This is a genomic window from Streptomyces herbicida, from assembly GCF_032656585.1.
Lineage (GTDB): Bacteria > Actinomycetota > Actinomycetes > Streptomycetales > Streptomycetaceae > Streptomyces > Streptomyces herbicida.
The window spans coordinates 138,355-163,633 of the sequence record NZ_JAUYWJ010000022.1 but is presented as its reverse complement, the minus strand read 5'-3'; the positions used below and the strand labels follow the sequence as shown (position 1 = coordinate 163,633).

General features: G+C 69.0%; 29 protein-coding genes and 3 pseudogenes. 8 read left to right on the top strand and 24 right to left on the bottom strand.

From position 1 onward, the window contains the following. Positions 1-89: 89 nt before the first annotated feature. The gene (locus Q8A52_RS36985; RefSeq protein ID WP_316759718.1) at positions 90-344 is read right to left on the bottom strand and encodes a hypothetical protein; all 255 of its coding nucleotides are present in this window, start codon (positions 342-344) and stop codon (positions 90-92) included. A gap of 85 nt (positions 345-429) precedes the next feature. On the opposite strand from Q8A52_RS36985, the gene Q8A52_RS36980 reads away from it, so the two are divergent. Then, positions 430-741, top strand: a complete 312-nt coding sequence (locus tag Q8A52_RS36980) for an undecaprenyl-diphosphate phosphatase (protein WP_316759802.1) — start codon at positions 430-432, stop codon at positions 739-741. A gap of 20 nt (positions 742-761) precedes the next feature. Here Q8A52_RS36980 and Q8A52_RS36975 read toward each other — a convergent pair whose 3' ends face one another. The 8 genes from Q8A52_RS36975 to Q8A52_RS36940 form a co-directional block, all read right to left on the bottom strand. Beyond that, positions 762-2,168: a sensor histidine kinase gene (locus tag Q8A52_RS36975; protein WP_316759714.1), complete on the bottom strand. Its 1,407-nt coding sequence runs from the start codon at positions 2,166-2,168 to the stop codon at positions 762-764. After that, complete coding sequence (locus tag Q8A52_RS36970; protein ID WP_316759711.1) at positions 2,165-2,890, bottom strand: response regulator transcription factor; 726 nt, start codon at positions 2,888-2,890, stop codon at positions 2,165-2,167. Before Q8A52_RS36970 ends, Q8A52_RS36975 begins: the two co-directional genes overlap by 4 nt. Before the next feature lie 174 nt (positions 2,891-3,064). Then, complete coding sequence (locus Q8A52_RS36965; RefSeq protein ID WP_316759708.1) at positions 3,065-3,352, bottom strand: hypothetical protein; 288 nt, start codon at positions 3,350-3,352, stop codon at positions 3,065-3,067. Positions 3,353-3,703: 351 nt separating this feature from the next. Continuing rightward, positions 3,704-4,123 carry a peptidase gene (locus Q8A52_RS36960; RefSeq protein WP_316759706.1) on the bottom strand — a complete coding sequence of 140 codons (420 nt, stop codon included), beginning with the start codon at positions 4,121-4,123 and terminating at the stop codon, positions 3,704-3,706. A 253-nt stretch (positions 4,124-4,376) separates the two neighbouring features. Next, entirely contained in the window at positions 4,377-4,505 is a 129-nt protein-coding gene (locus Q8A52_RS49255) for a hypothetical protein (protein ID WP_408649315.1), read from the bottom strand. 478 nt (positions 4,506-4,983) lie between these two features. After that, positions 4,984-5,154: a hypothetical protein gene (locus Q8A52_RS36950; RefSeq protein WP_316759703.1), complete on the bottom strand. Its 171-nt coding sequence runs from the start codon at positions 5,152-5,154 to the stop codon at positions 4,984-4,986. A 26-nt stretch (positions 5,155-5,180) separates the two neighbouring features. After that, positions 5,181-5,441 (bottom strand): hypothetical protein, encoded by a 261-nt coding sequence (locus tag Q8A52_RS36945; protein WP_316759700.1) that lies wholly within the window; start codon positions 5,439-5,441, stop codon positions 5,181-5,183. A gap of 32 nt (positions 5,442-5,473) precedes the next feature. After that, positions 5,474-5,992, bottom strand: a complete 519-nt coding sequence (locus Q8A52_RS36940; RefSeq protein ID WP_316759697.1) for a nuclear transport factor 2 family protein — start codon at positions 5,990-5,992, stop codon at positions 5,474-5,476. A 425-nt stretch (positions 5,993-6,417) separates the two neighbouring features. Here Q8A52_RS36940 and Q8A52_RS36935 point away from each other — a divergent pair. Together Q8A52_RS36935 and Q8A52_RS36930 are read left to right on the top strand one after the other, a co-directional pair. Further along, positions 6,418-6,593 (top strand): annotated as a pseudogene (locus Q8A52_RS36935) (IS5/IS1182 family transposase); the annotation flags it as partial. A 41-nt stretch (positions 6,594-6,634) separates the two neighbouring features. Next, entirely contained in the window at positions 6,635-7,228 is a 594-nt protein-coding gene (locus Q8A52_RS36930; protein ID WP_316759695.1) for a DUF4291 domain-containing protein, read from the top strand. A gap of 742 nt (positions 7,229-7,970) precedes the next feature. On the opposite strand, the gene Q8A52_RS36925 is transcribed toward Q8A52_RS36930, so the two are convergent. The 7 genes from Q8A52_RS36925 to Q8A52_RS36895 form a co-directional block, all read right to left on the bottom strand. Then, entirely contained in the window at positions 7,971-8,660 is a 690-nt protein-coding gene (locus Q8A52_RS36925; RefSeq protein WP_316759693.1) for a hypothetical protein, read from the bottom strand. 8 nt (positions 8,661-8,668) lie between these two features. Then, entirely contained in the window at positions 8,669-10,948 is a 2,280-nt protein-coding gene (locus Q8A52_RS36920) for a fibronectin type III domain-containing protein (protein ID WP_316759690.1), read from the bottom strand. Positions 10,949-11,428: 480 nt separating this feature from the next. Beyond that, the gene (locus Q8A52_RS36915; RefSeq protein WP_316759687.1) at positions 11,429-11,755 is read right to left on the bottom strand and encodes a hypothetical protein; all 327 of its coding nucleotides are present in this window, start codon (positions 11,753-11,755) and stop codon (positions 11,429-11,431) included. Between the two features lie 258 nt (positions 11,756-12,013). Beyond that, positions 12,014-12,406, bottom strand: coding sequence for a hypothetical protein (locus Q8A52_RS36910; RefSeq protein ID WP_316759684.1), 393 nt, complete (start codon positions 12,404-12,406; stop codon positions 12,014-12,016). Positions 12,407-12,465: 59 nt separating this feature from the next. Further along, a complete protein-coding gene (locus tag Q8A52_RS36905; protein ID WP_316759682.1) occupies positions 12,466-12,708 on the bottom strand; it encodes a hypothetical protein in 243 nt (80 codons plus the stop codon). Positions 12,709-13,221: 513 nt separating this feature from the next. Next, positions 13,222-13,509 (bottom strand): helix-turn-helix transcriptional regulator, encoded by a 288-nt coding sequence (locus Q8A52_RS36900; protein WP_408649318.1) that lies wholly within the window; start codon positions 13,507-13,509, stop codon positions 13,222-13,224. 211 nt (positions 13,510-13,720) lie between these two features. Further along, positions 13,721-13,951 carry a hypothetical protein gene (locus Q8A52_RS36895; RefSeq protein ID WP_316759676.1) on the bottom strand — a complete coding sequence of 77 codons (231 nt, stop codon included), beginning with the start codon at positions 13,949-13,951 and terminating at the stop codon, positions 13,721-13,723. Between the two features lie 251 nt (positions 13,952-14,202). Between Q8A52_RS36895 and Q8A52_RS36890 the strand changes: the two genes are divergently transcribed. The 5 genes and pseudogenes from Q8A52_RS36890 (at position 14,203) to Q8A52_RS36870 (ending at position 17,756) form a co-directional block, all read left to right on the top strand. Further along, on the top strand, positions 14,203-14,865 hold the full coding sequence (locus tag Q8A52_RS36890; protein ID WP_316759675.1) for a GAF and ANTAR domain-containing protein: 663 nt from the start codon (positions 14,203-14,205) through the stop codon (positions 14,863-14,865). Positions 14,866-15,123: 258 nt separating this feature from the next. Then, positions 15,124-15,561: a hypothetical protein gene (locus Q8A52_RS36885; protein ID WP_316759671.1), complete on the top strand. Its 438-nt coding sequence runs from the start codon at positions 15,124-15,126 to the stop codon at positions 15,559-15,561. A gap of 265 nt (positions 15,562-15,826) precedes the next feature. Next, a pseudogene (locus tag Q8A52_RS49250) lies at positions 15,827-15,931 on the top strand (DUF6766 family protein); the annotation flags it as partial. A 204-nt stretch (positions 15,932-16,135) separates the two neighbouring features. Continuing rightward, positions 16,136-17,092, top strand: a complete 957-nt coding sequence (locus Q8A52_RS36875; protein WP_316759666.1) for an LLM class F420-dependent oxidoreductase — start codon at positions 16,136-16,138, stop codon at positions 17,090-17,092. A 25-nt stretch (positions 17,093-17,117) separates the two neighbouring features. After that, the gene (locus Q8A52_RS36870; protein WP_408649314.1) at positions 17,118-17,756 is read left to right on the top strand and encodes a cysteine hydrolase family protein; all 639 of its coding nucleotides are present in this window, start codon (positions 17,118-17,120) and stop codon (positions 17,754-17,756) included. A 1,063-nt stretch (positions 17,757-18,819) separates the two neighbouring features. Here the strand turns inward: Q8A52_RS36870 and Q8A52_RS36865 are convergent. The 8 genes and pseudogenes from Q8A52_RS36865 to Q8A52_RS36830 all read right to left on the bottom strand — a co-directional run. Then, positions 18,820-19,040, bottom strand: a pseudogene (locus Q8A52_RS36865) (plasmid stabilization protein); the annotation flags it as partial. A 390-nt stretch (positions 19,041-19,430) separates the two neighbouring features. Continuing rightward, entirely contained in the window at positions 19,431-20,969 is a 1,539-nt protein-coding gene (locus Q8A52_RS36860; protein ID WP_316759798.1) for a CYTH and CHAD domain-containing protein, read from the bottom strand. A 226-nt stretch (positions 20,970-21,195) separates the two neighbouring features. After that, positions 21,196-21,879 carry a diguanylate cyclase gene (locus tag Q8A52_RS36855; protein WP_316759664.1) on the bottom strand — a complete coding sequence of 228 codons (684 nt, stop codon included), beginning with the start codon at positions 21,877-21,879 and terminating at the stop codon, positions 21,196-21,198. A 36-nt stretch (positions 21,880-21,915) separates the two neighbouring features. Next, complete coding sequence (locus Q8A52_RS36850; protein ID WP_316759796.1) at positions 21,916-22,260, bottom strand: plasmid stabilization protein; 345 nt, start codon at positions 22,258-22,260, stop codon at positions 21,916-21,918. A 377-nt stretch (positions 22,261-22,637) separates the two neighbouring features. Then, entirely contained in the window at positions 22,638-22,868 is a 231-nt protein-coding gene (locus tag Q8A52_RS36845; protein ID WP_316759661.1) for a hypothetical protein, read from the bottom strand. 358 nt (positions 22,869-23,226) lie between these two features. Beyond that, a complete protein-coding gene (locus Q8A52_RS36840) occupies positions 23,227-24,099 on the bottom strand; it encodes an SDR family oxidoreductase (protein ID WP_316759658.1) in 873 nt (290 codons plus the stop codon). Continuing rightward, positions 24,096-25,100, bottom strand: a complete 1,005-nt coding sequence (locus Q8A52_RS36835) for an iron-containing redox enzyme family protein (RefSeq protein ID WP_316759655.1) — start codon at positions 25,098-25,100, stop codon at positions 24,096-24,098. The genes Q8A52_RS36840 and Q8A52_RS36835 overlap by 4 nt, the downstream gene beginning before the upstream one ends. Continuing rightward, positions 25,097-25,252: a CDGSH iron-sulfur domain-containing protein gene (locus Q8A52_RS36830; RefSeq protein WP_408649313.1), complete on the bottom strand. Its 156-nt coding sequence runs from the start codon at positions 25,250-25,252 to the stop codon at positions 25,097-25,099. The genes Q8A52_RS36835 and Q8A52_RS36830 overlap by 4 nt, the downstream gene beginning before the upstream one ends. Between the last annotated feature and the right edge of the window lie 27 nt (positions 25,253-25,279).

The following is a 25,279-nucleotide window of genomic DNA, read 5'->3' as shown; positions in this document are numbered from 1 at the left end:
CAGCGCATCACAGCCAAACTCTCCACCCACGCGGACGAGGTGCGCTCCGGCGGACACCGGAACGCACCTCGGAGTGGACCGTAAAGAGATCAGTGCGGGATCGGCAGGGGCTTGGTGATGTGCGGTGCGGGGACGGTGGCCCCGCCGCGGGTGCGGGAGGCGGCGCTGCCGCCGGCGACGGCGAGGGGCCCGGCGGTGTAGAGGGCCTCGTCGAAGGCTTGCCCGTTGGCCGGAGTCCTGCCTACGGCGAACACGGAGACCGCCTTACCGCCGATGACGGAGGTGGACAGGTGGTCGCCGACCATACGGCCCTGCGTGGAGTCGGCGACCTGGGACAGGGACATGGGCCCGGAGACAGTGGTCGGCGTGCGTGCGTGACGTGATCAATTGCTGTTCATAGTCGGCTGGCGCGAGGTAGCCGAGGGCGGAGTGGCGGCGGCGCCGGATCATGATGCTTCAGGCCGGCCCCGGCCGGCGTTCCTCGCCATCCCTGCCGTGCTGGCCTCCGGTGGGCTGGAGCTGCTCAAGATCGGCGAAGGACCGGCACCCGCCGGGGGACCGACACTGCTGGCTACCGGCATCGCGTGCATGGTCGGGTACACGGCGGCGGCGTGGTTCCTCAGGTATATCTCCCGCAACAGCTTCATGCCGTTCGTCATCTACCGGGGGTTGCTGGGGATCGCCATCAACGGCCTGGTCACCATGGGCGCCCGCGCCCCGAGGGCGGGCGCCGTCGACTGACAGGCGCAGTTAGGGGCCGTTCATGGCGCCGGTGCAGTTACCGGTGTCGGTCGAGGCGACCCGCTTCCGCCGCGTGACCGTGCGCCAGTCACCGGTCGCAGGCGAACGGCGGCGTCCAGGCCGGTGTCTGGCCCCGGGTGCAGGGTGATCTCGCCGCCGGAGGCGTGGACGAGGTGCCGGACGATGGGCAGGCCGAGGCCGGTGCCGTCGTGGTGGGAGTCGGAGGCGCGCCAGAAGCGGTCGAAGGCGCGGGCGCGGTCGGTCTCGGACATACCGGGGCCCTGGTCGATGACGTGGAGTTCGGCGCCGGGTGCGCGGTGGAGCGTGATGGTCGTGCCGGGCGGGGAGACGCGCAGGGCGTTGGCGACCAGGTTGTCGATGACCTGTTCCAGCGCCCCGGGGATCGCCCACACTCGGCCGGCGGGGCGGCCGGTGACGGCGAGGACTACGCACTGTTCGGCGGCCAGCGACTCCCACATCGTGACGCGGTCGGTGATGACGGTGTCCAGGTCGACCGGTTCCGGCGTGGTGGCGGAGTTCTCGAGGCGGGCCAGGGCAAGCAGGCCCTGCACCATGCGGCTGAGGCGTTCGACCTCGCCGACGGATTCCTCGAGGCTGCCGTGGGCGCGTGGGTCGAGGTAGGGCTCGAAGTTCTCCAGGCGCAGGCGCAGTGCGGTCAGCGGGGTTTTCAGCTGGTGCGAGGCTTCGGAGGCGAACGCCTGCTGGGCCTTGAGGAGTTGTTGCAGCCGGGTCGCCGTGTGGGTGAAGGAGGCGGCGAGGCTGCGGAGTTCGGGCGGGCCGGTGGTGGCGTCCGGCGGGTTGGTGAGCCGGCCGTCGGCCAGCTGGGCAGTGGCGGCCTCCAGGGTGCGCAGGGGGCGGGTGATCCAGCGGGCGAGGGTGAAGGCGACGATGGCCACGGCGGCCAGGATGCAGACTCCGGCCAGGGCCAGGGCACCCCAGATGCGGTGCACGCGGGCGTTGACCTCGGCCATGGGATAGGTCAGGCGCAAGGTGCCCCGGACGGTGGTGCCGGAGGAGCCCGGCATGGTGGCCGACAACAGGTCGCCTCCGGTGGCCACGGTCGGCTGATTCCGCAAGGCGCGGGCGATGTCAGGCTGGGCGGCGATGTTGATGTTCGTGCGGCCGGACGGGTCGGAGTCGGCCAGGACGAGGCCTCGCCGGTCGGTAACGACGACGTGGCCGCCGGTGCGGGTGGCGTAGTCGCCGACGACATCGGGCAGTTCGTCGAGGTTGCCCTTCTCGATGTTCTCCTCGGTGACCTCGGCGAGCATCGAGGCGTCGCGTTCGACGCTCTGGGAGGCGCGGGAGATCTCTCCTCGGGCGTAGATCCAGCCGAGTGGTATCTCCAGCCCGGCCAGCACGAGGAGGGCCAGACCGAGGTAGCTGAGCAGCAGGCGGCGGGTCATCCGGCCACCTCGGATTCCGCGTCGTCGCCGGGGACGGTGAGGCGAAAGCCGACTCCGCGAGCCGTGGTGATCCAGGCCGGGTCGCCGAGCTTGCGGCGCAGCGCGGCGACGTGGGCGTCGAGGGTCTTGGTTGGGCCGAAGAAGTGCGGGTCCCACACCGAGTCCATGATCTGCTGTCGCGAGTGGACCGTGCCGGGGTCCTCGGCGAGATAGGTGAGCAGGTCGAACTCACGCGGCGTAAGGGGTACTTCGGCTCCGCCGAGGCGCACCTGGCGGGTGCGGCGGTTGATCTCCAGCGAGCCGAGCAGCTGCGGTCCGGGGGTGTCGGGCGCCGCCGGATGCGTCGGCGCAGGAAAGGGCAGCGCGCCGGTGGTGCGGCGGGTGACCGCGCGGATCCGGGCCACCAACTCCCGTACGCCGAAAGGCTTGGCGAGGTAGTCGTCGGCACCCAGCTCCAGGCCGACGATGCGGTCGGCCTCCTCTCCCCTCGCGGTGATCATGATGATCGGGACGGCGGAGCGGGCACGCAGGCTGCGGCAGACGTCGAGGCCGTCCATGTCGGGCAGGCCGAGGTCGAGCAGGACCAGGTCCGGGGATCCGTCGGTACCGGCGAGTCCGGCGGCGCCGGTACGGACGTGGTCAACGGTGAAGCCGTACCGCCCGAGCCCTTCGGTGAGCGGGCCGGCGATTCGGTCGTCGTCTTCGATGAGCAGGAGCCGCATGGCGCAAGGCTCGCACAGCTGTGCCACGAGAGTTGGGCTGTTCATGGGAAGCCGCCTGGACCTGGGAGTCGTACGGACGGTGAGCCGGCGCAGGTGCCGCCCGGCCGGTCGACACGCGGAGTGCGAGCGGCCGGGCAGCGGGAGCGGGGCGGTGACGACGCCGACCGTCGGGAGTCAGTCGTCGACGTGGTCGCCGTCCTCGCGTCCCTGCTCCTCCTCCCTGCGGTTGTCATCACCGCGGTCACCGGCGACGGGCGGCACGGCGGCAGGCGTCGGCGGGGTGGCCGCGCTCACGGCGCCACCGGGCGGTTCGGCGGAGACCGTCGCGTCCGGCGGGAGGGACTGGGCACCCGGCGACCTGGGAGGCGAGACCTGAGCGGTGCCGCCGGGGTTCCGGTGGGAGGTGACCGTGTAGCTGACCGTAGACAGCGCGAGGCCGAAGCCGCCGAGGAGGACGAGCATGGCGACGGCTGTCAGGGCCGACCGGTGCCGTACCGCCGTTTGCCGCCACCCGTTCTCGTCCCGAGCCCGGCTCCGTCGGCTCCCGCCGGCCTCGGCCCCCCGGCGCCGACTCGGCAACCGTAGCTTCGGCGGAGCCGGCCACGCTGTCATCGCAGGACCAGGCGTGGGACAGGGAAGGCGAGGCGTAGTCGAAGGCATCCTCTTCGAAGCGATTCCCATAGACTCCCCGCGCAGAGTCGGGGACCGGAGGCCCCAGGATCGCCGTCACCTCGGCGTCCGACAGTGGCGCGGTGGCGTTCTCGTACTCGCTCGGCACCTGTTTCTCCCTTCCGGCCGGTCGATCCGTGCGTCTCAGCCGTCGTTCTCGGTTTCCTCGGTGCCTTCCTGCTTGGTGCCGGTCACCTTGAAGGACTTGTCCAGGTACACCTCGACCGAGGTACCGTCCGCCTTCTTCACCTCCACCGCGTACATGCCGGGCTTCTCCGCGTCCTCCTCGGACTTGATCACCGTGCCTGGGTAGGCGGCGATCGCCGCCGCCTCGGCCTTCTGCTTGATGTCGCCGGTCAGCGGCGGTTCCTTCTTGTCGTCGGTGTCACCGGCGACGTCGCCCGCCGCGTCGGCACCGCCCGTGCCCTGGGCGGCCTGCTGGGTGTCCGACTTCGAACTGCCGGAGCCGGAGCCGGAGTCGGAACCGCCACCGCAGGCGGCGAGGGCGAACATCAGCACGGCGGCGGGAGCGGCAAGGAGGGCACGGCGGGGCAAGGCACGCATGAACTGTCTCCAGATTTCGGGGATGCAGTGATCCAGGAGCCGGACCACCGGGGGACCGCAACGACCCTAGGAAGACGCTGTCGAGAGCCGGCCCAGCAAACGGAGAGCGGAAGCCCAGCAAATGTCCAATGTTTCGCCATCGACGCCAGAAGACGGTGAACCACCTTGGCAGCTCACGGCGTTGACCACCCCACCGCTCCGCGCGCGCGAGGCAGCCTTACCTGGAAGACCGCGCCACCGCCTGGGGCATCGGTCAGGACAGGGTCCCGCCATAGTGCCGGACGACATCGCGGGCGATGGCCAGGCCCAGGCCCGCCCCACCCTCGTCGCGACTGCGGGCCTCGTCCAGCCGGACGAAACGCTTTTTTGGAGATGCGCTCACAGTGGGCCGGATCCACGCCCTGACCGTCGTCGGCCACAGCGCGAGAGCCAGCCGCCGCGCGATGCAGTGCGCTTGCGGTGCCTGTCGGTGCACACCGCCGCATCGGGTGCGCGGCATCGGATGCACTCAGTGGCCGACTTCTCGTCCGCGGTGCGGTCCGGGCTGCTGCGGGCGGCGCACCTGCTGGTCGCCCTCGCGCAGCGGGTGCGAGCCGCCGGTATCGTCCCGGTCGGCGTAGCGGTCCATAGTGGCGCGGGCCCGGTCGGCCGCCGCGGTGAAGGCACCCTGGAGGCGAAGCAGCCGCTCGGCAGCGAGATCGAGGGCTTACACGTCCGTGCGGGACTCCTTCAAGGCCCGCAGCACCGTCAGGTCGAGCGCCCACCCGGGGCTCGGTGCCCGGATCCAGGCGGTCGGGCTCGGAGTTGGCGCCGGTGTCCGGGAACGGGATGAGGAGTTGCAGCGCGTTGAGGATGGCGCGTCAGCTCGCCCCCGTGTTGTCGCAGAGCACCGAGGACAGCTTCATCCCGGTGTCCTCCAGTCCCTTCTCCAACCGCTGGGCCTCCTGCCCCCGCGCGGTGATTAGCTGGGTGCGGCGCCGAGTCAGGTCCCGCAACTCACGGATCTCCCGCTCGGGCACGAAGGAGCCCATCACCATTCCCGAGGCACCGGCCCGGGTCAGCAACGCTGCGTCGCTGGGGCGCTCTTGCGCCCCCGGGTGCCCTTGAAGTGGGCCGGGTTGACCAGCATCAGGTTCAGATACGGCTGCAGCGTGTAGTAGAGATGGCGCCAGTCGTCCGAGGTGGCCTCGGGCACCACCACCTCGACCCGGCGTTCAAGCAGCCAGGCCATCAGGCGCCGGATCTCGGCCGCGGTCGTCTCGACCCGCTCGGTCTCCAGAGTCCAAGTCCCCGGCCACTTCGCGCACGGGGTCCGCACACAGGCCTGCAGCTGCTGGTGTGCGCTACCCGTCAGAGGGCGGGCGGGGTCCAGTCGGCGGGCAGGCCGGACTGGGCAAGGACGCTGGCAAGGCTGTAAAGGTCCTGGTCGGAGGCGATCCGGCAGCGGTTCCCGTCGAGATCGAGGAGGGTGGTCATGGGCACGGCGAAGGGCTGAGGTGCGCCTTTGATGTGGCCGGAGTAGACGGCCACGACGATGATGCGACCGCCGTCGCGGTGGGCGGCGCCTACGGTGACGTGGACGTTGTCGATGGTGCTGTCGGCGCGAGCCTTCCACCCGGCGATCTCCTGGCGGCCGTGGAAGGTGATGCCCACGGCCTCGTCGGTGTAGGTGCCGTCGGCGGTGAACAGCGCGCCGAGCGCCCCAGGGTCGGTGCCGTTCCAGGCGCGGGCCCAGTCGGTGACGATCCTCGGCGGAAGCCACCCGGCGTCCTGTGCGGCGTAGGCAGTGGTGGCCGTGGTGGCGGTGGTGGCACAAAGGGCGGCGGCTGCGATCAGCACTGTCTTGGCACGGGGCGGGCGGGAGGTCATGGTGATGCTCCTTCGGGTGCGTGTACGGGTACCTGTTGCGGTACGGGTGCGGGACTTGTCCCGGCACGGGTACAGGTACGGGCGCGAGTGCGGCCGTGGCTGGCCGGCTCCGAGCTGCCCGCGGCAGGTGGCCCGGGGATGGTGTGGGTGTCAGGGTGTCAGGACGGCCTTGCCGACGACGGTGCCGGATTCGGCCGGAGGCGGGGCTCCGGTGGCCTGGTGAGCGGCAGGGCCACTCCCGACCGAGGGGATCGATGCGCTGCCTGGTTTGTCTGCGTGCGGGCAACGTTCATGGCGCACAGACTCCCGTCAGCCGGTGTCCATTTTCCAGGTCCGCCGGGGGCGGCGGCTGTCCAGTGCTGTCCGCACGTGTCCACCCGGTTCGGTCGATGCGCAATCGACTCGTTGAGCCTGCGAGCGATGAGTCCTCCGAGCGGCTGGGCCGTCTTCGATGGACCGTCAAGCGAACCGTGGACTGGTCTGCCCGTTGCCGCCGCTTGCACCGCCGCTACGAGCGCAAGGCCGCGCATTTCCTCGCCTTCGTCGGCATCGCCGCCGCCTCATCTGCCGCCGCAGGCTCGAGGGCCTCGCGCCGCGGTAATTCGATGGCGCCGGCGAAACGATGTGCGCACCCTGGTCCCCGTGGCAGAACCCAAATACCAGATTCGAGCCCAGCACACGGACTCCACAGTCACCGTCTACCAGGCGTACGCCCCGGAGATCGGCCTGCCGGCCGCCCGGGAGGGCCGCTTCCCGACGGTGTGGAAGCGGGACCGGATGACATGGATCAAGCCGTCGTTCCTATGGATGATGTACCGCTGCGGGTGGGGCACCAAGGAGGGACAGGAGACAGTCCTCGCCGTCGAGATTTCCCGTGAAGGCTTCGAGTGGGCCCTGGAGTACGCCTGCCTGTCCCACTACGAGCCTGGGCTCCACGCTGACCGCGCCACGTGGAAGCGCCAATTGAAGCAAGCTCCGGCCCGGGTGCAATGGGACCCCGAACGCGACCTGCACCTTCAGCCGCTTGCCCACCGGTCGCTCCAGGTCGGCCTGGCTGGTGAAGCCGCACGTCGCTACGCCGATGAGTGGACCGTCTCCATCACTGACATCACATCGCTCGCCCACACCATCCACGCGCACGCCCGGGACGGCGACCTGGACGCCGCACGGCAACTCCTGCCCCTTGAACGCCACTACCCCGTGAACGAAGGGGTCATGGCTCACCTGCACCAATGAGCCTGTCTGCCAATTGAGACGGTCTCTTTAAGTGAGGTGTGGGGACGGTTCGCCACCGTGGATGGAAGCCGTCCGGGCCGGCCGCCCGGATGCTCTTGAGTGCGGCGAGGCTGTCGCCGGTGCCTTTGCGGCGCCGGTTGACGTCCCAGACGCTGGCCGACGGCCTCGCCCGGCACACCTGCACACCTGCACACCTGCTGCTCCTGGACAACTGCCTGCCATCGGAACCCGAGACCAACCATCCGGTTACGCAGTGATGCACTCGGACCAGTCCCCCTTCGCGCAAAGCACCAGGCTGCGGGGGGTACCCCTTTAGGCCGCAGCCAGCCGATCTCCGGGAACGCGACATCGTCACTGGGAAGTCGACGGCGAAGCCACGGTCAAGTGAATCGCCATCGCGGACGCCGCGGCGGCCGGCACCGCCGTGTTGTGAGGAGCCGACCCGCGTTGCGCAGGCCGGGGGCGCCTCTGCGATCAGGCAGGGCGCGGAGCTCGCCGGTCCTTGCGCTGCGCCAGCTCCTCGCCCTCGCCAGAGACGTCAAGTACCCCGAGTCCAACCACGCCCCCGTCGTCGCCCCCTTCGACTTCGGCTGCCCCACCGGTGCCGGTGGCGACGTCGACGCCGCCAGGCCGACGTCGACCACCGCAGCAACCCAGGCCTGGATCCGCGGTCAGGTCGGGGTGTCTGTCCCCGGAAGAGTGTCGGGCTCGGCGCGGACATCGTCGGCATGCCTTCGACCCGTCACATGCCAAGCCTCGCGCGCGTGGCGGAGATGGCGTCGAGCAGTTCCTCGTGACTGTCGAAGCCTCGCCCGATGCAGGCCATGTCGACCCCGCACGCGCGCTGCCGCTCCCTGAGCAGTGGGTCCCCCACCAGGGATACGGGGAAGGCCGGGGAGTCGGGGGCGTCCTCGCCGACGCAGAGCCATCCGTTGCGGTCGTCGTGGCGGATCACGCCGGCCGCGATCCCGTTGGTCCACTCGGTGAACAGCGCGGCCAGACTGGTGGCCGCGCGGACCGCGTCCCAGGCGTCCGGGGCGATCTCGTAGCGCCAGATCTCCCCCTCGTGCTCACCGGCGAGGACGAAGGTGTAGATGAGGAACTCGAAGTGGAACAGCGGCATTTGATGCCGCCATGGAAACGGAGTGCCGATCGAGAGCGCCAGCGGGTCGAGCGCCTCGTCGCCGTCTTTCGGCCAGTCCAGAACCCAGCCGCCGTCGGGCAGGGGCCGTCCCGCGTGCCAGCCCTGGGACTGGAACCAGGTCAGTTGCTCGGCGACGTGGTTCACGCCGAACAACTGGTGCACCACCTCGGGCACTCGACCGCCGGGCGGCACGGCGATCGCCGCGGGCCAGGAAAGGCCCGCGGCGATCGCCGCCGCGCGGTAGTCGTTCACCGCGGTGCGCAGAGTGCGCAAGTCGTCCAGGGTCACAGAACCACCTAGGGAGTTGGCGTCATGCACATGCTCGCCCCGCCGGGGCTGACGTGGAACCCGAAGCTCGGCCCGTTCGCCTCCACCCAGGGTTTGATCGGCAGCACGATGAACCGGTCCGTGTCCTTGACTTTGCACTTGCTGTAGAAGGCGGATATGTCGCTGCCCTGCGGCAGCGACTCCGTGTTCGGTACCGGCTTGAGGTCCGCGACCAGGCCAGACAGGTCGACCGCCTGGTTCGTCGACCAGAAGGGGAACTCGTCGCAGGTCTTGCCGCGCTGGCGCCCCTGGCAGCTGTTCGGCTGGAACCGTACGTCCGTGTCGAACCAGTTGCGCCGGTAGCCCTTGCTCTGCGCGGCCTGGCCGCCCTGGCTGCGGGCAGGGTAGAACCACCGGGAGCGCGCCGGGGGCTGCGGATAGCTGCCGTTGCCCATGGCGGCCACGATATGGGTCCCGGTCTCCGGCATGGGCTTGAACTTGTAGTTCTGGCCTCCGGGGACGTAGACGGTGACGTTCTCGTCACACCCGGCGATGCCCTGGCTACCCCGCTGGGCCGTGCACGCCTGGTCGATGAGGCGCTTGAGCCTCGCGTCCTCGGTGTCGTCCCAGGCGAAGGGCAGGCCGTCCCGGCCGGCCACCTGCTGCGTCACTCGGATCACTTCGGCGTAGACCTTAAGGCTGTTGTACCAATCGCCGTCGTCGGCGCCCCAGTTGTCGAAGGTGTCGAAGTCGTCGTTGTAGTGGATCGGGTATTCCAGCAGACCCCCGATGGCTATCTCCCCGGGAAAGAGGATCTCCAGGAGTGCCCACAGCGCGATGCCGAGGCCGATGCCCTCGGCCGCGACGACGACCCATGCGGTGGTGGCGGTCGCGAGCTCGGCCGTCGCCACGACCTCCACTGTCTCCTCGACGGGTGCCAGCAGCGTCGTGCAGCCTCCCTCGATGCACCAGGCGACAGGTTCGATCACGGGGCTCGGCGCGAACGCTGCGCCGGTGCCGTCCTTCAGCCCGGAGATCACCGGCCCGCGGCCGGGCGGTGCCACGTCGTAGAGGAGCTTGGTGACGTCGTCCGCGCACTTGAGGATCTTCTCGCCGGACGGCGGCAGGAACGCGTCGATGCAACTGCTGTCCGGGGTGCGGTAGCAGCCCGGAAACAGCTGGGTGCTGCCGCCGGGGATCTTCACGACGGCCCGCGCGTCCGCCGCGACGTAGAAGTCGCCGCCTTGCACGGCGCATTGCGAGGCCTCGCTGGCCGACAGCTGCGTGGTCGCGGGATCCACCTCGGGATTGGCGACCGTCGTGGTGAAGTCGCCGGAGAAGCCGCGCGCCTGTTTCCCGTCGGCCCCCACCGCAACGACCTGGAAGGTGTACGGCGTGCCCTGTTCGAGCGGTTCGATCGGGTAGCTGATGACGCTCTTGGCGGTGCACGGGTCGGCCGGTTTGCCGTCGGCGTCCTGGCAGTACCGGTCCAGGTCGAACGAGTCGAGCTCGGTCCCGTCCAGGGTCACCTTGTATGTCACGTCCTGGGAGGGATCCGGATGCCAGGTGGCCGTGGCGCCGCCCTCCTCGGGCACGAAGGCCAGCTCAGCGTCCGGGTTGGGTGGCGGCGGCGGCGCCTTCGTACGGAACGACGCCGTGGCGGGCGACTTCGACGTGTTGCCCGCGAGGTCGACGGCGACCACGGAGACGGTGTGGTCGGTGGCGGGCTTGAGCCCGGTGATGGTGTACGTACGAGTTCCTGCGGTGGTCCGGTGCGGGGCACCTCCGTCGACGCGGACCTCATATCCGGCGAGACCGTAGTTGTCGGTCGCCGCGCCCCAGGTCACCTTGGCCGTGCTGTCCGTGACGGCGCCGACGGCCAAGCCCGAGACATCGCTCGGCGGGAGCAGATCGACGATGTCGACGGAGCGCAGCACCCTCGCAGTCCTCTTGGGGTCGCGCTCGGCCCGGGCGCACACCAGGTTCGGGCCGAGCTGCGCCGGACGCAGGCTCGCCTGCCACGACGACGCCCACGCCGCCACATCGTCCGGGGGCGGGCCGATGGTGAAGTCCTTCGTTGTCACGTGGCCGACCGAGACGTCGACCATCGTCGCCTTCTTGTGCAGGACGCCGCTGAGCGGGATCTTGCCGTGTTGGTCGACGGCGAGCTTCGCGTCGGTCGTCGACAGGTCGAGGCGGATGGAGGCGTGGTTCTCCTCCGCCGGCGCGGTCATGCCCGCGCAGGCTTCGGGCGGCAGCTGCATCTCGTCGGCAGCCGCGTGAGTGGCTGTCAGGCTGACCAGCCCCATGGGAAGAACGAACGAGACGACGAGTGCCGTCGTCCGTAAGGATCTGCCGAAGTACCGATGGCTCATGCGTTCCCACCCCCGGATGAGCGTTCGAGTCCTACGACTATACGGATGCCACAGGGGACCGTCAGCACCTCGGTTCCATCCTCCTGACCCGGCGGCCGAAGAACGCCACGTACGCCAACTGCCTTACTGATCAGAATTGTTGAAGGTCACAAGAGCTCTGCGGCGGCCAGGACGCTCCCGACCGAGCGTCACTTGCGTCTCGACTGGAAGGCCCTTGTGCAGCCCGCCCTGTGTCGTGTCGCCCGACCAGCCGAAGAGCCGTCCCGGAGCTGATCCGGCGTCATGCGTGACGAACTCTTCGAGCATCTCGTGCTGGTCGGCCAACGTGTCGGCGAGCGGCGTTCCGGAGCGCGCCTGCCGGATGGTGATAGCGGATGGTGATACACGTGGCAGTGAAGTCAGCGAGTTCGAGGATCAGGTCGAAGAACTCGCCCTCGGCCGAGGACCTCGCCAGGCGTGACAGCGCAGCACGTTCCGCTGCGGGTGCCACCGCGGCTGAAGCGCAAGCATCGTCGGCTCTTCATCCTGGATCTGCTGCTCTGCGGCGAACTCTGTGACGTCGGCGTGGCCTCCCGGGCTCTGCTGCTCTTGCGCGTCGAGCCACATCAGCATGCCGGACAGGGAAGCGCCGCTCTCGATCGCCTCCTCACCAGGCAACACACCACCAGTGGTGGAGGCTTCGACCTGGACCGGCACACGAGAGGGGCAATGCCGTGCGGTCCGTTCCAGACTCTTGTTCATGCCCTGGACCAGGTGCTCCGCCCACTTGTCAAGCTCACGCTGATTGATTCCGCCGTCGGTCCACGCTACCCCTCCTGTCACAAGCGCCTCAGCGCCGAAGGTACGGACGGAGTCTGACAACGGACCGTCCGTTTGCACGTGTGTGTGGTGGGCAGCGTCGGCCTGGACGAGGTGGACCCGGGGGCCCTTTGGAGCGGTCAGGCCGGGTCTGTGGTGCCGGACGCGGCGCGGGGCCGGTTGCGGACCCATTTCTTGAGGTCACCGACGCGATAGGAGTTCGGTACCGCGCTTGTCGACCGAGCCGGGGAAGTCCGGGTCGTTGGCGCATGCCCAGCGCAAGGCTGCGAGTGTGATGTCCGGCAGGTGGTCCCACTGTGCTCTGCGCAGTCCGGCCGCGGCATCGTCCGGATCGGCGGGCGCCGGTGCGGTGGCCGACGGCAGCTCGGGGACTTCGGTTGCGGCCGGGGGCGTTGCGCGCCAGGCATCGGCGAGGAAGTCGCCGGCGGCCGGAGTCGACTCGGGCGCGGCGTCGGGAAAGGCCGGCGGGCTGCTCCAGGCGTCGGTGCCGAAGGTAAACGACCCGACCGGCTCTGGTGCCACTGCAGGCACCCAGTTGATGCCGTCGAGGCGGTCTCCCAGCGGGACCGCCATCGAGCCGACCGGCTTGGTCAGGGTGTCGATCCGGCAGACCCGCCAGGGACCCCTCGGCCCTACCGCCCTCGGGCCTGCTCCAGGTTCGACCGGTGGAGGCCGAAGAGCCAGTCCGCATGCGGCCCCAGACGCGCGTCGACCGGTTCCCCTCCTCGCCGGAGCGCGTCGATGTACGCATGATCGGCGGCGAGGCGGGCCGCCACCTCGGGACCTTCGGCAACGGCGCCGTGGCCGGGGACCACGACATCGACGTGCCCGGCGGCCTCACCCAGCCGGTCGAGCGCGGCCTCGTAGGCTCCCACCTGATCGTCTTGACGAAAGTCGAAGAGCGGGGTCACCTGCGCGCGCCGAAGGCGGCCTGGTCCGTGGCACCGCATGGGGCACGCAGCATCGTCGGCAGCGCCCGCCGCCATGGCGCCGACGCCATCGTGAGGGTTGCCGCCATGACGATGGCGGTCGGTCGACTGGCCGCGCCCGCCGGCCAGCAGCTGCCTGTCGCCGAGTTCGCGCCGTCCAGGGCCCTTGCGCGGTTTGCTCGCGGTGATCGGTGGCCGCGGGCGAAGCGGCATCAGCTTTCAGGCTGTGCCTGTGCCGGCTGGGTCGTCACGGAAGAAGTGGGTTCCGCCCAGGCATCTCCCCGGCCCCCTCAACCCCGATGTCGCCGACACGCTCACGCTGCCTTGCTGAAGCACTCACCCAGGGCCGGCCCGGCGCCTCGTCGGACGTCTTGGCCCCGTGTGATCGCGCACCTCAACGCCGACATGCAATCGGGGGCCGAAGCGGACCCGCTCGACGATGCCGCCTCGGCGCTCGGCTTAGTCCTCGACCAGCATCGACAGGAGCGAGGCCACCGTCAGTCCGGCCTCCGCGGGGTGACGCAGGACCTTGCCCGGGTCGATCTCGTAGCTGTTGCCACGTCCGTGGCGGGTGTGGGAGAGATAGCCGTCCCGCTCCAAGTCCGAAATGATCTTCTGGACGGCGCGTTCGGTGAGCCGGCAGCGGGCCGCGACGTCGCGGATCCGCGCGCGGTGGTTGTCGGCGATGGTCGCCAGTACACGAGCGTGGCTGGTCAGGAAGGTCCACCCGGTGGGTGGCTGCGGCACTTCATCCGATCCAGGCACGCCCGAATCGTACGTCAGCTCATTCACGCCCACACAAGCACGAAAAAAGATTCGTGTACAAGTTGACGCATGATATCTGAGGGGCGACCCTGGAGAGGGATGCACGAGCACCCGACGAGAGGCAGTCATGTCCAAGCCTCTGTACCGAGCACCGTTCGCGACCAGGGACACACCCTGCCCGCCAACCTTCTCGTCACCGGAGGTCACGGCGGAGCCGGACGGCGACCGTTTCGGCGAGCGCCTCGCGGCGGACACACAGCAGCTCATTGAGCGTGGAGCAGTCCCAGAACGCCAGGCCGCTCAGCTCCAGGTCGACGCCCCTGGTCGCTTTGCCGAGGGCATCATGCAGCCAGTGCAGAAGACCGTCGCCGTCATCGCCGCCAGTCCCGTGCCGGAACGGCTGCTGGCCCTCACCGACACCCACGCTCTCTTCTCCCCCTCGCGGGGGGACACCGGAGTTTCCGTCACGGACCCGCTGTCGCCGCGCGAGGACCGTGAGGGCGGCCTGCGGTCCGAGGTCGTCCGGCTTCGACGGGCCCTGCGGACCCGTCCTGCATCCATCACCCCAATGCCCCTGCCGCCGGAGTTCTCCAAAACGCTGGGCATGAGGCGTGTGTCCAGAGCGGAATGAGAGGGCGGAGGTCGGTTGTGGACTGGGCTCGGTTCGCTGAGCAGATGGCGTCGATGGCGCGGGATCTCCTGGCGCAGGAATCGGTCACTGCCACGCTGGAGCGCATCACCGGCTCGGCCACCGAGCTGGTCGACGGCTGCGACGCGGCCGGCATCCTGGTGCTGCACGACCGGGCGGTGGAAACGCTCGCCCCCACCCACCAGCTGGTCACCGACAGCGACCAGCTGCAACAGCAGCTGGGCGAAGGGCCGTGCTTCGACGCCGCCCGCAGCTCGCAAGGAGAGCGGGTGTTCCGCATCGCCGACCTCACCGGCGAGCACCAGCGCTGGCCCTCCTACGCCCCCAAGGCCCGCGAACTCGGCATCGGCAGCGTGATGGGCTTCCTGCTGTTCACCGACCACGAAGACCTCGGCGCACTGAACCTCTACTCGCCAAAGCCCGGCGCGTTCACCGACGTCAGCGAGCTGGCCGGCTGGCTCCTGGCCTCCCACGCCGCCGTCGCCTTCTCCAGCGCACGCACCCACTCCCAGATGGAACAGGCCGTCGCCACCCGCCACACCATCGGCGAGGCCATGGGCATCCTCATGGGCAACCGCCACCTCACCCAACACGAGGCATTCGACGTCCTGCGCCGCTACTCACAGGAAAACAACATCAAACTCCGTGACGTCGCCCGCCTCCTCTGCAAACACGGCAGCCTCCCGTGACCCCGGGCGGGCGGCTCCCCCAGCACCTCGTCTGAACCAGAGAAGCCTAAGCCGGGCCAGCCCCATGGCCACTGAACCCCGGCCTACACACCAAGTCCCCTCCCCCACTGCCCCCACACCCCACAGGCGCCGAAAAAGCCGATCAGCGCCAGGTGCCTCCGAGCGGGCAAAGAACAGGTCACAGCCGTGCCTCGACCCACCTTTCCCAGGACGATCCATGGTCGCTTGGCGCACAGGCTCCTGGCCGAGCAGGGGCCCGTGACCGGACGCATAGCCCGAACGTTCCGCACTCGCCGGGCACACGGCGCGGCTGCGCCTGACGGCGCTCGTCTGTGCTGTCTGCCTGACCGGCTGCAGCACGCTCGGCGCACGGGAAGCGGCCGCGTCCCGGGCAGCCCTGCGAGGCGAGCATCCGGCAGAAAGACGCTGCACGCCGCCTGTGCAGCGCTGGCCCCGGACACCCGGCAGGAACTCGAACAGTCCGCCAAGGACCGGTGCGCCGAGGCCTTCCTCGAGGAGCAGCTGCCCCACGCGAGGGCAGTTCTCCGGGTCCAGGTCTACGGGCGGCAGGCACAGGCGGTCCTCACCACCGACACCCTGTTCCTGTCGGTCTTTCCCGCCGGGTGGAAGGTCACCGCGGCAGGCTGTGTGCCGTGCTCGCAGCAGCCCTACCAGTACTTGATCAAAGGGGGGTGAGCCAAGGATGCGCACCCCCTTCACGCTCCTGCTGCTGACGGTCGGCGCCGATCTCAGTTTCTTCACCGTGATCGGGCTGATGCACCGATGAGCAGCCGCCTGATGCGGTTCGTGAAGCACAACAGCCTGAACCCTGGCCTTCGGCACCGGCTTCCTGCTCACCCTCGCCGGCCTTCTCCGGCCACGCCGACTTCAACAACCAGCCCCTCACCGACGGGATCCAGCCGATCGGCTTCCTGGCGTACCCGACGACCTCGACTTCGCCGTGGACGTCACCGAGAACTGGCAGTCGGAATACCTCCAGTTCTTCCTCTACATCTTCGGCACCGTCTGGCTGCTGCGACGCGGCTCGCCCGAGTCCAAGGAACTCCACAAGGCAGGCGTGGAAAGCGACGCCGAGCAGAGGTCGACGACCACGCCGGCCCTGCCTCACCCCACTGGGCAATCCGCCTCCCCGAACCCTCCCTCACTCCCAGGAACTCCGTCCTTGTTAGCCCTTCCGGTCCACCGGGTACTCGGCAGCGCGTTCCCGGGAACGGAACCGCCACCACACGCTCCACCTGGGGGAGAGACGATGCCCGACTTCGGATACTTCCTGTCATGCGAGGAGCACAGCCCGGCAGAACTCGTCGATCAGGCCCGGATGGCCGAGCAGGCCGGGTTCGACTGTCTGTGGATCTCGGATCACTACCACCCGTGGAACGACCGCCAGGGCCAGAGTCCGTTTGTATGGACGGTGATCGGCGCCCTGTCGCAGGCCGTCTCGCTGCCCATCGAAACGGCGGTGACCTGCCCCCTCGTGCGCACTCATCCCGCCGTGATCGCCCAGGCGGCCGCCACCAGCGCCGCCCAACTGGGCGGCCGTTTCCGACTGGGGGTCGGCACCGGCGAGGCGCTCAACGAGCACATTCTGGGCACCGGCTGGCCTGAGGCATCGGTACGCCTGGAAATGCTGGAAGAGGCGCTCCAGATCATCCGGCAGTTGTTCACCGGCGAGCAGACGAGCCACCGCGGCAAGCACTACACAGTCGAGAACGCGCGCCTGTACACCCTGCCCGACGAGCCGGTTCCCATCGATGTCTCCGCCTTCGGCCCGTCGGCCGCGGAAGTCGCGGCACGCATCGGCGACGGTCTGATTACGATGATGGCCGACGCCGCCCTCGTCGAGCGTTTCCGCCGCAGCGGCGGCGGCAGCAAGCCGGTGTACGGCGGACTGAAGGTGTGCTGGGGCACAGACCGGCGGCAGGCGCTCCGCACCGCACACCACCTGTGGGCCAATGAGCAACTGCCAGGAGAGCTCCCGCAGATCCTGCCGACCCCACCCCATTTCGAACAGGCATCCGAGTTGGTCACCGAGGACCAGATAGCGGCCGCCGTACCGTGCGGTGACGATCCGGACGCGCACCTCAAGGCCTTGACCGCGTTCGTCGACGCGGGATTCGACAGCGTGTACGTCAACCAGATCGGCAAGGAACAGCAGGGCTTCTTCGACTTCTACCGAACGAAGATCCTGCCGCGACTGCGCGAGTGACAGCACCGGATGGGCGGCGGAAGCCGTGGACCAGCCCGTAGGCACGACGGGGCTCGCTCTCGTCGTGATCGACATGATCAACACTTACGACCACGAGGACGCCGAGCTGCTCGTGCCGTCCGTCCGACGTGTCGTGCCCGTCCTGGCGGAGCTGATCGGCCGAGCCCGCAGGGCGGGCGTGCCGGTGATCTACGCGAACGACAACTTCGGATCGTGGCGCTCCCACCACGGAGAACTCCTCGACACCGCACTGGCCCGACCGCACGCCGACCTGATCGAGCCCATAAGGCCCGACGACGAGTCGCTCTTCGTGGTGAAGGCCCGCCATTCCGCCTTCTACGAGACGCCTCTGTCCTACCTCCTGTGGCGATTGGGCGTCGGACATGTGGTGCTGAGCGGTCAGGTCACCGAGCAGTGCGTCCTCTACTCCGCTCTGGATGCACACATCCGCCACCTGGGGGTCACGGTGCCCAAGGACGCAGTCGCCTCCATCCACCCCCATCTGGAATCCGCCGCCCTGGAGATGATGGAGCGCAACATGGGCGCCCGGATCACCACCGCGAAGGAGATCGACTTCGCCCGCCCCTGCGCCGACACGGCCGATCCTCAGCCGCGGGACAAACAGTCCACAACCTCGCCCGCGCCTGCTCCGGCACACCCTTGAGCGCCGCACACCGCCCGCCGCCGCCTCGGCGCTCGCAATCGGCGGGGCTGAGGTTCCGCCGCCCCTGGCTGCGAGCCGGTCCGGACAACCGTCCGTTACGAACGACCACCACGTTCACCCGGTAAGCCACTCTGCGGTCCATACTTCGCCGTGCCGTGAGACTCCGGTACAGGCCCTGCATCTGCCGTAACGTTTCGTTCGGGCGCCCGCGGGGACTCGACGAGCAGATATCCCCGGATGGACGTAATGAACCGTCAAATACGGGTGCGCGTCAACCGTCGGCCCACCCCTTCCCGCGACCAGGACGTCGACCGCAGGACGCCCTCAGGACGGGTGCTGCCGTACTAAACACGTATGCGTGGGGGCGAGGCCTCCTCGCATCCTGCACAGCGTCAGCGACCAACTGATGCTGGAGACATGACCCCGACGGCCGACACCCGCCCTCGTCGGGTTATTGGCGCTTCGCGGATGTTTCCTGCCGTGGCGAGCAAGACGGTGGAGGATGTGCCGTTCTCCGGGCCCGATGCGCGAGTGGACACGTCAGCGGTGCCTCGGCGAAGTGGTGAGAGGCTGTTTCACCGGTCGACCGGGGGGGCGCCCGGACTGCCGCAAGCGGGCCAGTCGCATGCACAGCAACGCACCAACGCACCCTGGATACACGGCCGTTGAGCTCCACCAAGATGGCTGAGCAGGCACCTTGGTCCGACCGGGGATGTCCAGCTTGGTCGCTTGCTCGTACAGCTCGCCCTGCCGCTTCTCACCGACACTCAGGCCAGGGATGCCGCCGCCATGCCCGGAAGCTCCCGCACGGCAAGACGACTTCGGTGTGGTGGACGAGGCGGTCGCCGTCGGATGTGGGCCAAGATTCACGCGTCTCCGACGGCGGACGCGGACGGACGGGTGTCAGATCGTCGGGCTCGGTCCCTCGTGAGCGCGCTCGCCTGTGTCCGGCTGATCGGTCCCGCGAGCTGTCTTCACGGAGCCACGCTGCCCCGCTCGTGGCGCAACAGCGTAGGCAGCTGATCTGGAAGACGGAATGATCGGCGTCACAGCGTGCGCGTCCAGCGCCACTGTGCGAGCGCTGACCGCCGCTGGGACGCCGCCTTGAGCTCACGCGTGGAGGCCCTGCCGGCGCTCTTCGACTCGCCCGACCTGGCCCGCTCCTTGTTGACCGTCCGTGCGGCGATCTCCTTGGCCCGCTTGGTCGACTCGACCGCGGTCCTCGGCGCTCTTCTTGATGTGCTCGTACTGCCGCTCCCGCTTGGAGCTCGCTCCGGCCGGCATGGTGTCTCTCCTTTGCTGAGACCTGAGATCCCGCGTCCCGGTACCGCGACGACCGTTCAAATCCGGCTTCACGGATGGTCGGCCTGCTGACCCGGCGGCACGCCGCTACCCTCTCCCCCGCCCTTGCGGCCCTTGTCCGTGCCGTGAGGGTGCCCGTCCTCCCCTTCGGTGTGCCGCGCCTGGAGCTCGGCGCTCAGCTGGGGTGCGGCGCCGCCTTTGCGGGCGCCGCTGTTCGGGTTGGTGCGGGTTGGACATCTGCAGGCACTCCGGTCGTGTCGGCGTTCGTCCGAGACACACGAGTCCCCCACGCCGTCATCCCACGCACGCGGCAGGCACTCCAGGAGCCCGCCGACCACGAGCATCCAGGCATCAAGCCGGAGAACTCGATCTTCAGTGGACCAGCGCCTTGCGCAGCCTGGGTTTCGATGCATCGGCCCATGCGGCTGGCAGTTCACGTTCGCATTCTTGTGCCACGGATTGCTCCTGGCCGTACAACAGTCCCCAGGTGAAGCCGGCCTCTCCGGCCGCATGCGCCGCCCGGGCCAGGTTCTGCAGGACGTCGCGCGCAACCACGCTGTCCTGGTGTTCCCCGAGCACCTTCTGTACGGCCTTGATGCGCTTGCCGAGCCGCCTGGCGGGTTTGCCGAGCGAGGCGCGCGCCGGTTCGGTGGCGTACCGCGTCTTCTTGGCCGCCTTGCGGGTCTGGTGGAGGGCTGCGTCGCGTTCCGTCCCCGGCAGGAGCTCCAGCGCGTGTGCTGCCCGGTCAGCCAGCCGGGCGTACTCCTTGAGGATCGCCTTGGCCATCACTTTCTCCGGTTTGCGAGCGGCTTTGCGGCGCAGTGGCGGCTGCTCCGTGAGCGTGGCCAGGGAATTCAGCAGAGCCAGGTAACGGGGTGAGAGCAGGGCGTCGAGGGTGCGCTGCCGCGCCTTGGAGGCGCAGGCGACGTTCCACACCTGCAACCGGGCGTCGACGGGCCCGAGGATCAGCTCACGGGGCGCGGCCCCGACGCGCGAGCCGAGGCGTTCCATGAAGACCTCCTGGTCGCGTTCCGCGCCCAGTTCCCCGCCCAGCCACTTGAGCTCCGCGCGGATCGGATCGGTGACCTCGCGGTCCAGCACCGCCCGGTAGGAACGCAGGGTGCTGCGCAGTCGACGCGAGGCTACGCGCATCCTGTGTACCGAGTCGGGCAGGCCGCGGCGTACCGCTGGATCGAGGTCCACAAAGGTGTGTACCTGGTCGTCCACGTACCTGAGGACCTCTTCGCCCGCTGAGCCGGGTACGACGACCTCGGCACGCCCGTCCGGCAGGCGCGGCGCTGCTCTTCCTGTTTCTTCCAGTGCCCGGGTCAGCTTGGACGAATGACCGGCACGGTCGATGCCGTTCTTGCGCAGCGTCTTGTCGAGGACATCAAGCAGCAGGGGATCGGCATCCTCGGCGAGCTCGACCTCCATCTCGGTCCATGAGGCCCGTGTGGTCGTGGCGCCGAGGGACTCGGCGCGGACCCTGTCGAGGCTCAGATCTGCGAGGACCGCGCCTTCGGAATCGACGAGGTGCCGCGTGCTGCGGGTGGACCAGATACGGACTACTGGCCTCAGTTCTACCCCCCGGGTGCGGGAAAGGGCCAGGTCACGCAGGGTATCCGGAACCGTGTCGGACAACGGGGCCCGCACCTCGTCCCGACTGTCCCCGGACGCGGGCAGTTTCAGGTGCCAGCCCGCATCAGCCCCGCCGGTCCTCCGGCGGAGCGATGCCGAGCCGCCGACCAGGCGCAGGTCGACTGTGTCGTAGTACACGGCGTCCAGTTCGTCGAGGCCGTTCCCCACAACCGACACGATGCCGTCCACACCGGTGAGATCCGGCAGCCACGAGGCGTCCTCGGCCGACGGGGCTTCATACTTTCGCTCTGTCTCTCGCTTCAAAGGGGTCATACCAGGCGCGTGCACGCCGCAGCGCGGTTCAAACACAGATTGCAGCAGCAGCCGCACCGCTGCCGCAGGACACGGGGCTCGGTGGTGACCACGATCTTGGCGCGCGCCGACCACTGCTCTTCGGACAGGCCGACGCCTCCGGCCCCATCGCCCTCATCACTCAACTTCGCAGGCGTCATCTGTTGAAGGTCTGGCGGTCCCCCAGGTGTCGGGTACCGTCAGCAGATCAGTCCGACGCGCGAGACGGCAGTTGGTCATCCGACGGCCCTTCCGGGGCACGGCGGCGCGCCCGCATGCAGCGCAGCATCTCCTCGGCGTACGGCAGGATCACACCGGTACCGATCACAGCGCCGAGACCGATGAGGTAGCGCGCGGACAGCGGGTGCTGCTTGGGCAGGAGCTTCCATGCGCCGGGTTCTGGGCCGCCACGTAGCAAGGAGCGCACCTGATCGGGGTGCAGGCACGAGGTGAACGCCAGCGCCGACAGCGGCAGCACCTCCAGGAAACTGTGGATGTGCTGCTCGAGGGGCCTCACTTCCCGTTCCTGCACCGCCAGGCTCACGTCGTAGAGTGCGGTGGCGCCATGCACGGCCGCCGCAGCACCCATGACCGATAGCACCAGCGGATTGATCCGCGCCAGGATCCCCATGGCAACGGGAACGCCTGCCTCGGTCATCATCAGCGCGTGCACGGCGGACTCGCGCACGCCGCTCGTTTCCTCGATGCGGGTACGTTTGTGCATCCACCAGTCCGCGACCGCCGGCGCCACCCACAGTGGCAACAGGCCGAACAGCACGAACCGCCGGTTGGCAGCCTCGACGCTGGTGTCCTCCAGCGGGACACGCAGGTCCGCACCCCTACGCCAACGGCGCCACGAGGCGGCCGTACGCTGCAGCGCTCCCAGAGCCACGGACAGAACCTCCGATCATCAGCGGGCGCGGACCGGTCAACGGCCCAACGCCCTATACAGCTGCTGCTTGTTCATAAAGGAGCGCCCCTTGATGGCGAACTCCTTGACCTCTCCGTACATCTGGTCCTTGGTGGGACCCTCGGCACCCTGGTGGGGTCGTCGCTCAACGCCACGCTGGGACGCGGACTTTGAATCACAAGTCGAGGTGTTGCGTGAGGTGCGCGACTCAGCGGAGCGTGCCCGCTCCTTGTTCACCGCCCGTGCAGCGATCTTGGCCCCTGCCGCAGGATTCACCCGCTCCTCAGGGTTCCTATTGATGTGCACGTACTGCCTCTCCCGCTTGCGACTCCTGCCGTCTGCGTCGAATGGCGCCCCTCTCATGAGGCACCGCGGGCGTAGCAAGGTGATCATTCCCCCGGCGCGGACGGCCGTCCCTGCGCGGTCTTCTCGTTGGCCCGAGGGCTCGGGGTGATCGGGTCGCCGGAGCCCTGACGCGAGGGCGTACTCGTGTCGGTATCCTCCTTCCGGCCCTGTTCCTCGAGCTCCTTCAACGCCTCGTCGACTGCGGACGAAGCGGCCTCCTCATTCGGAAAACGCTCAGATGTCTTTCGCACGGCGGGCGAGTACCCGGTCCTGCTGTGATCACCCGGCACAGTCGGCGGACCTTCAGGAGCCCCGGCCGGTCACCCTCCGAGATCGTCCAGACTCTGCACGATGCCGACGGCGAAGTCCTGCTCCCACCGTCCACCCCCCGAGCGCTAATGCGGCACCCGCGCGGTCAGAGTGTCCACACCTCGGCCGCCTTCATGCCATTCGATGAGATCCGACTCGACGACATCCAGCTCGTCCCAGCCGGTCAGCCCGGCGTTCTGCAGGAACACAGTGAGGTCGTGGAGGCTGTAGGCAACCCCGAGGAGACGGTCATCGATGCCCACCCTGCGGCCACCGGCTTCGGACGGCGGGTAGACGATCACACGGCGCTCGGACACGCCACCAGCCTCACCGATGGGGAGCCGCCGCCGCACCCGGCCCGGGCTCACAGAACTCAGCCGGTCGGGTACGGATGGGTCATGACCGGAGTGCCGCCACGCCTCAGCACAGGCCGTGCAGGCCCGCCATTCCATGTCGGAGCGTCCCTGCTGTGCCCGCCCCAGTCGAGCCACGCCTCGCCCACGCACCTCCCGCTGCCCGGGTCACGCCTGCCGTCGCACACCCGGCTCGGCGTCGCGGCAGCCGCGCTGCGCGGACCGTGCTTCCCGTGGCGCCGGGAGGTCATTCGGGGACAGAAAGCAAGCACAACGGGGTGAAGGCACGAGGCAGCCCGTCCGGCACAAGAGCGTCTTCGCGTCAGGGCAAGGGGGTGCCGCCGGTGGCGTTGAGGATCTCGGCCGTGATGAAGCTGGCCTGGGGTGAGGCGAGGAAGACATAGGCCGGTGCCATCTCGGCGGGCTGGGCGGGCCTGCCGATCGGGGCCTGCTTGCCGAATTCGACCGTGTCGGGCAGCGTCGCCGGGATCAGCGGTGTCCACACCGGCCCCGGAGCCACGGCGTTGACGCGGATCCCGTCACCGATCACCATCTGCGCGAGCCCTTGCGTGAAGGTCACGATGGCTCCTTTGGTCATCGCGTAGTCCAGCAGGTGCGGGCTGGGCTTGTACGCCTGCACCGATGTGGAGTTGATGATGGAGCCGCCGGCGGGGATGTGCGGCAGGGACATCTTGCACAGCCAGAACATGCCGTAAAGATTCGTCCGTACGACACGGTCGAACTGCTCCGTCGAGATGGCTTCGATACCGTCCGGCTGCGACATCTGGTAGGCGGCGTTGTTGACCAGGATGTCGATGCGCCCGAACTCGTCGACGGCACGCTCCACCAGCCGTCGGCACTCGTCTTCCTCTCGGATGTCGCACGCCACAGCCACGGCCTTGCGCCCGGCGTCCTCGACAAGGCGTGCGGTCTCCCTGGCGTCCTGTTCCTCTTCCGGCAGGTGGGTGAAAATCACGTCGGCGCCTTCGCGGGCGTAGGCGAGCGCGACGGCCCGGCCGATCCCGGAGTCACCGCCGGTGATCACCGCCTTGCGGTCGCGGAGGAGTCCGCTGCCCCTGTAGGAGTCCTCGCCATGGTCGGGCGGCGGGTCCATGGGGCCGGTCCATCCCGGGTGCTCTTGTTCCTGGCCGGGAAAGTCGGGGCGGGGGTGTTTGCGCGTCGGGTCCTCGGTCATGGTTGCTTCCTTTCTGCGATGTCGGCCAGCGGAAGGCGCAGGGCGCTGTGCCGCTGCCGCCAGGCCTTCAGCAGGTGGGCACCGAGCCGGTCCTCGAGGAATCCCGTGGCCTGGACGCCGAAGCAGATGTCGGATTCCAGCTGGGGCTCCACCTCCAGGAGCCCGCCGACCACGTCGCGGCGCACGACCTGCTCGTGGACGGCATCCGCCTCGACGTGTTCGTCGTAGAACCGCTGCGCGGCCGCGCCCGCGCCGAGGCGGCGCAGTGCCGCCGCCAGTCTGCGGGAGCCCGGTGACGAGGTGGTCTCGACCGCCGCGAAGTGCCCGACGAGCGCGCCGCGCAAGGCCCGGTGCAGTCCGAACAGGGACATGAGGTTCACGGTGGCGAGTGCCTCGGCGGGTGCGGCTTCCAGGTAGTGGCCGTACGTCGTCTCCAGGCCCAGATCCCGCATCAGCTCGGCGAACAGCTGCGCGTGGATCTCGTCGGCGCGCCCGGCGCCGAACTCGTCGAACTCGATGGCCACCATCGCCGCTTTCGCCCGCCCGCGCAGTCGGGGGATGACCCAGGCATGCGGGTCGGCCTCCTTGAGGTGATACAGGGAGCGCACCGCCGCGTACTCCCGCAGCTGCCACAGTTCGCTGTCGCACTCCAGATGGCGGCTGACGCTGGATTCGCCGGGGTTGGCGGGCTCCACCAGCAGCGCTGCCAGAGTTTGATCGGCATCCGTGTCCGCCGGGACATCGAGGCGCAGTTCTTGGAGGAAACACTGCTCCAGAGCGCGGCGATGGGCCAGCAGTTCGGGATCCCATTCGCGCTCATCGGCCACGCCTTCAAAGCCCCGATAGTGGAGTTCGTAGAGGAGATAGAGGGCGAGCTGCAGGTCGTCCCCATACGGGTCATGTCCGTCCAGCGGCAGGGGCTCCGCCTCGCTGCCCAGGAGCGTGCCGAGCACGGCAGCCGACAACGCCCCGCGCGCGGTGGGCAGTTGCGGGCCGGTCACGTCGCCTCCTGGTCTCGTTTGGTGCGGCGGCGGTGGCTGGTGTCGCACCACGGATAGATACGGCTGCGTCGGCAGGTGCAGATCGCGACCTGGAAGCGCCGGGAACGAACGACCCTGCCGTCGGCGCAGACCACCTCGATGGGTCCTTCCACCAGCAGCGGTCCTCCGGGAACGACGGT

Coding starts and splice junctions, on each gene's coding strand:
- Q8A52_RS36850 (WP_316759796.1), bottom strand. CDS start 22,260: ATGAGAGGGGCGCCATTCGACGCAGACGGCAGGAGTCGCAAGCGGGAG.
- Q8A52_RS36860 (WP_316759798.1), bottom strand. CDS start 20,969: ATGACCCCTTTGAAGCGAGAGACAGAGCGAAAGTATGAAGCCCCGTCG.
- Q8A52_RS36840 (WP_316759658.1), bottom strand. CDS start 24,099: ATGACCGAGGACCCGACGCGCAAACACCCCCGCCCCGACTTTCCCGGC.
- Q8A52_RS36875 (WP_316759666.1), top strand. CDS start 16,136: ATGCCCGACTTCGGATACTTCCTGTCATGCGAGGAGCACAGCCCGGCA.
- Q8A52_RS36950 (WP_316759703.1), bottom strand. CDS start 5,154: ATGGGCTCCTTCGTGCCCGAGCGGGAGATCCGTGAGTTGCGGGACCTG.
- Q8A52_RS36985 (WP_316759718.1), bottom strand. CDS start 344: ATGTCCCTGTCCCAGGTCGCCGACTCCACGCAGGGCCGTATGGTCGGC.
- Q8A52_RS36910 (WP_316759684.1), bottom strand. CDS start 12,406: ATGGCGGTCCCGCTGGGAGACCGCCTCGACGGCATCAACTGGGTGCCT.
- Q8A52_RS36965 (WP_316759708.1), bottom strand. CDS start 3,352: ATGCTCGTCCTCCTCGGCGGCTTCGGCCTCGCGCTGTCTACGGTCAGC.
- Q8A52_RS36915 (WP_316759687.1), bottom strand. CDS start 11,755: ATGAACAAGAGTCTGGAACGGACCGCACGGCATTGCCCCTCTCGTGTG.
- Q8A52_RS36960 (WP_316759706.1), bottom strand. CDS start 4,123: ATGCGTGCCTTGCCCCGCCGTGCCCTCCTTGCCGCTCCCGCCGCCGTG.
- Q8A52_RS36975 (WP_316759714.1), bottom strand. CDS start 2,168: ATGACCCGCCGCCTGCTGCTCAGCTACCTCGGTCTGGCCCTCCTCGTG.
- Q8A52_RS36920 (WP_316759690.1), bottom strand. CDS start 10,948: ATGGGGCTGGTCAGCCTGACAGCCACTCACGCGGCTGCCGACGAGATG.
- Q8A52_RS36970 (WP_316759711.1), bottom strand. CDS start 2,890: ATGCGGCTCCTGCTCATCGAAGACGACGACCGAATCGCCGGCCCGCTC.
- Q8A52_RS36940 (WP_316759697.1), bottom strand. CDS start 5,992: ATGACCTCCCGCCCGCCCCGTGCCAAGACAGTGCTGATCGCAGCCGCC.
- Q8A52_RS36890 (WP_316759675.1), top strand. CDS start 14,203: ATGGCGTCGATGGCGCGGGATCTCCTGGCGCAGGAATCGGTCACTGCC.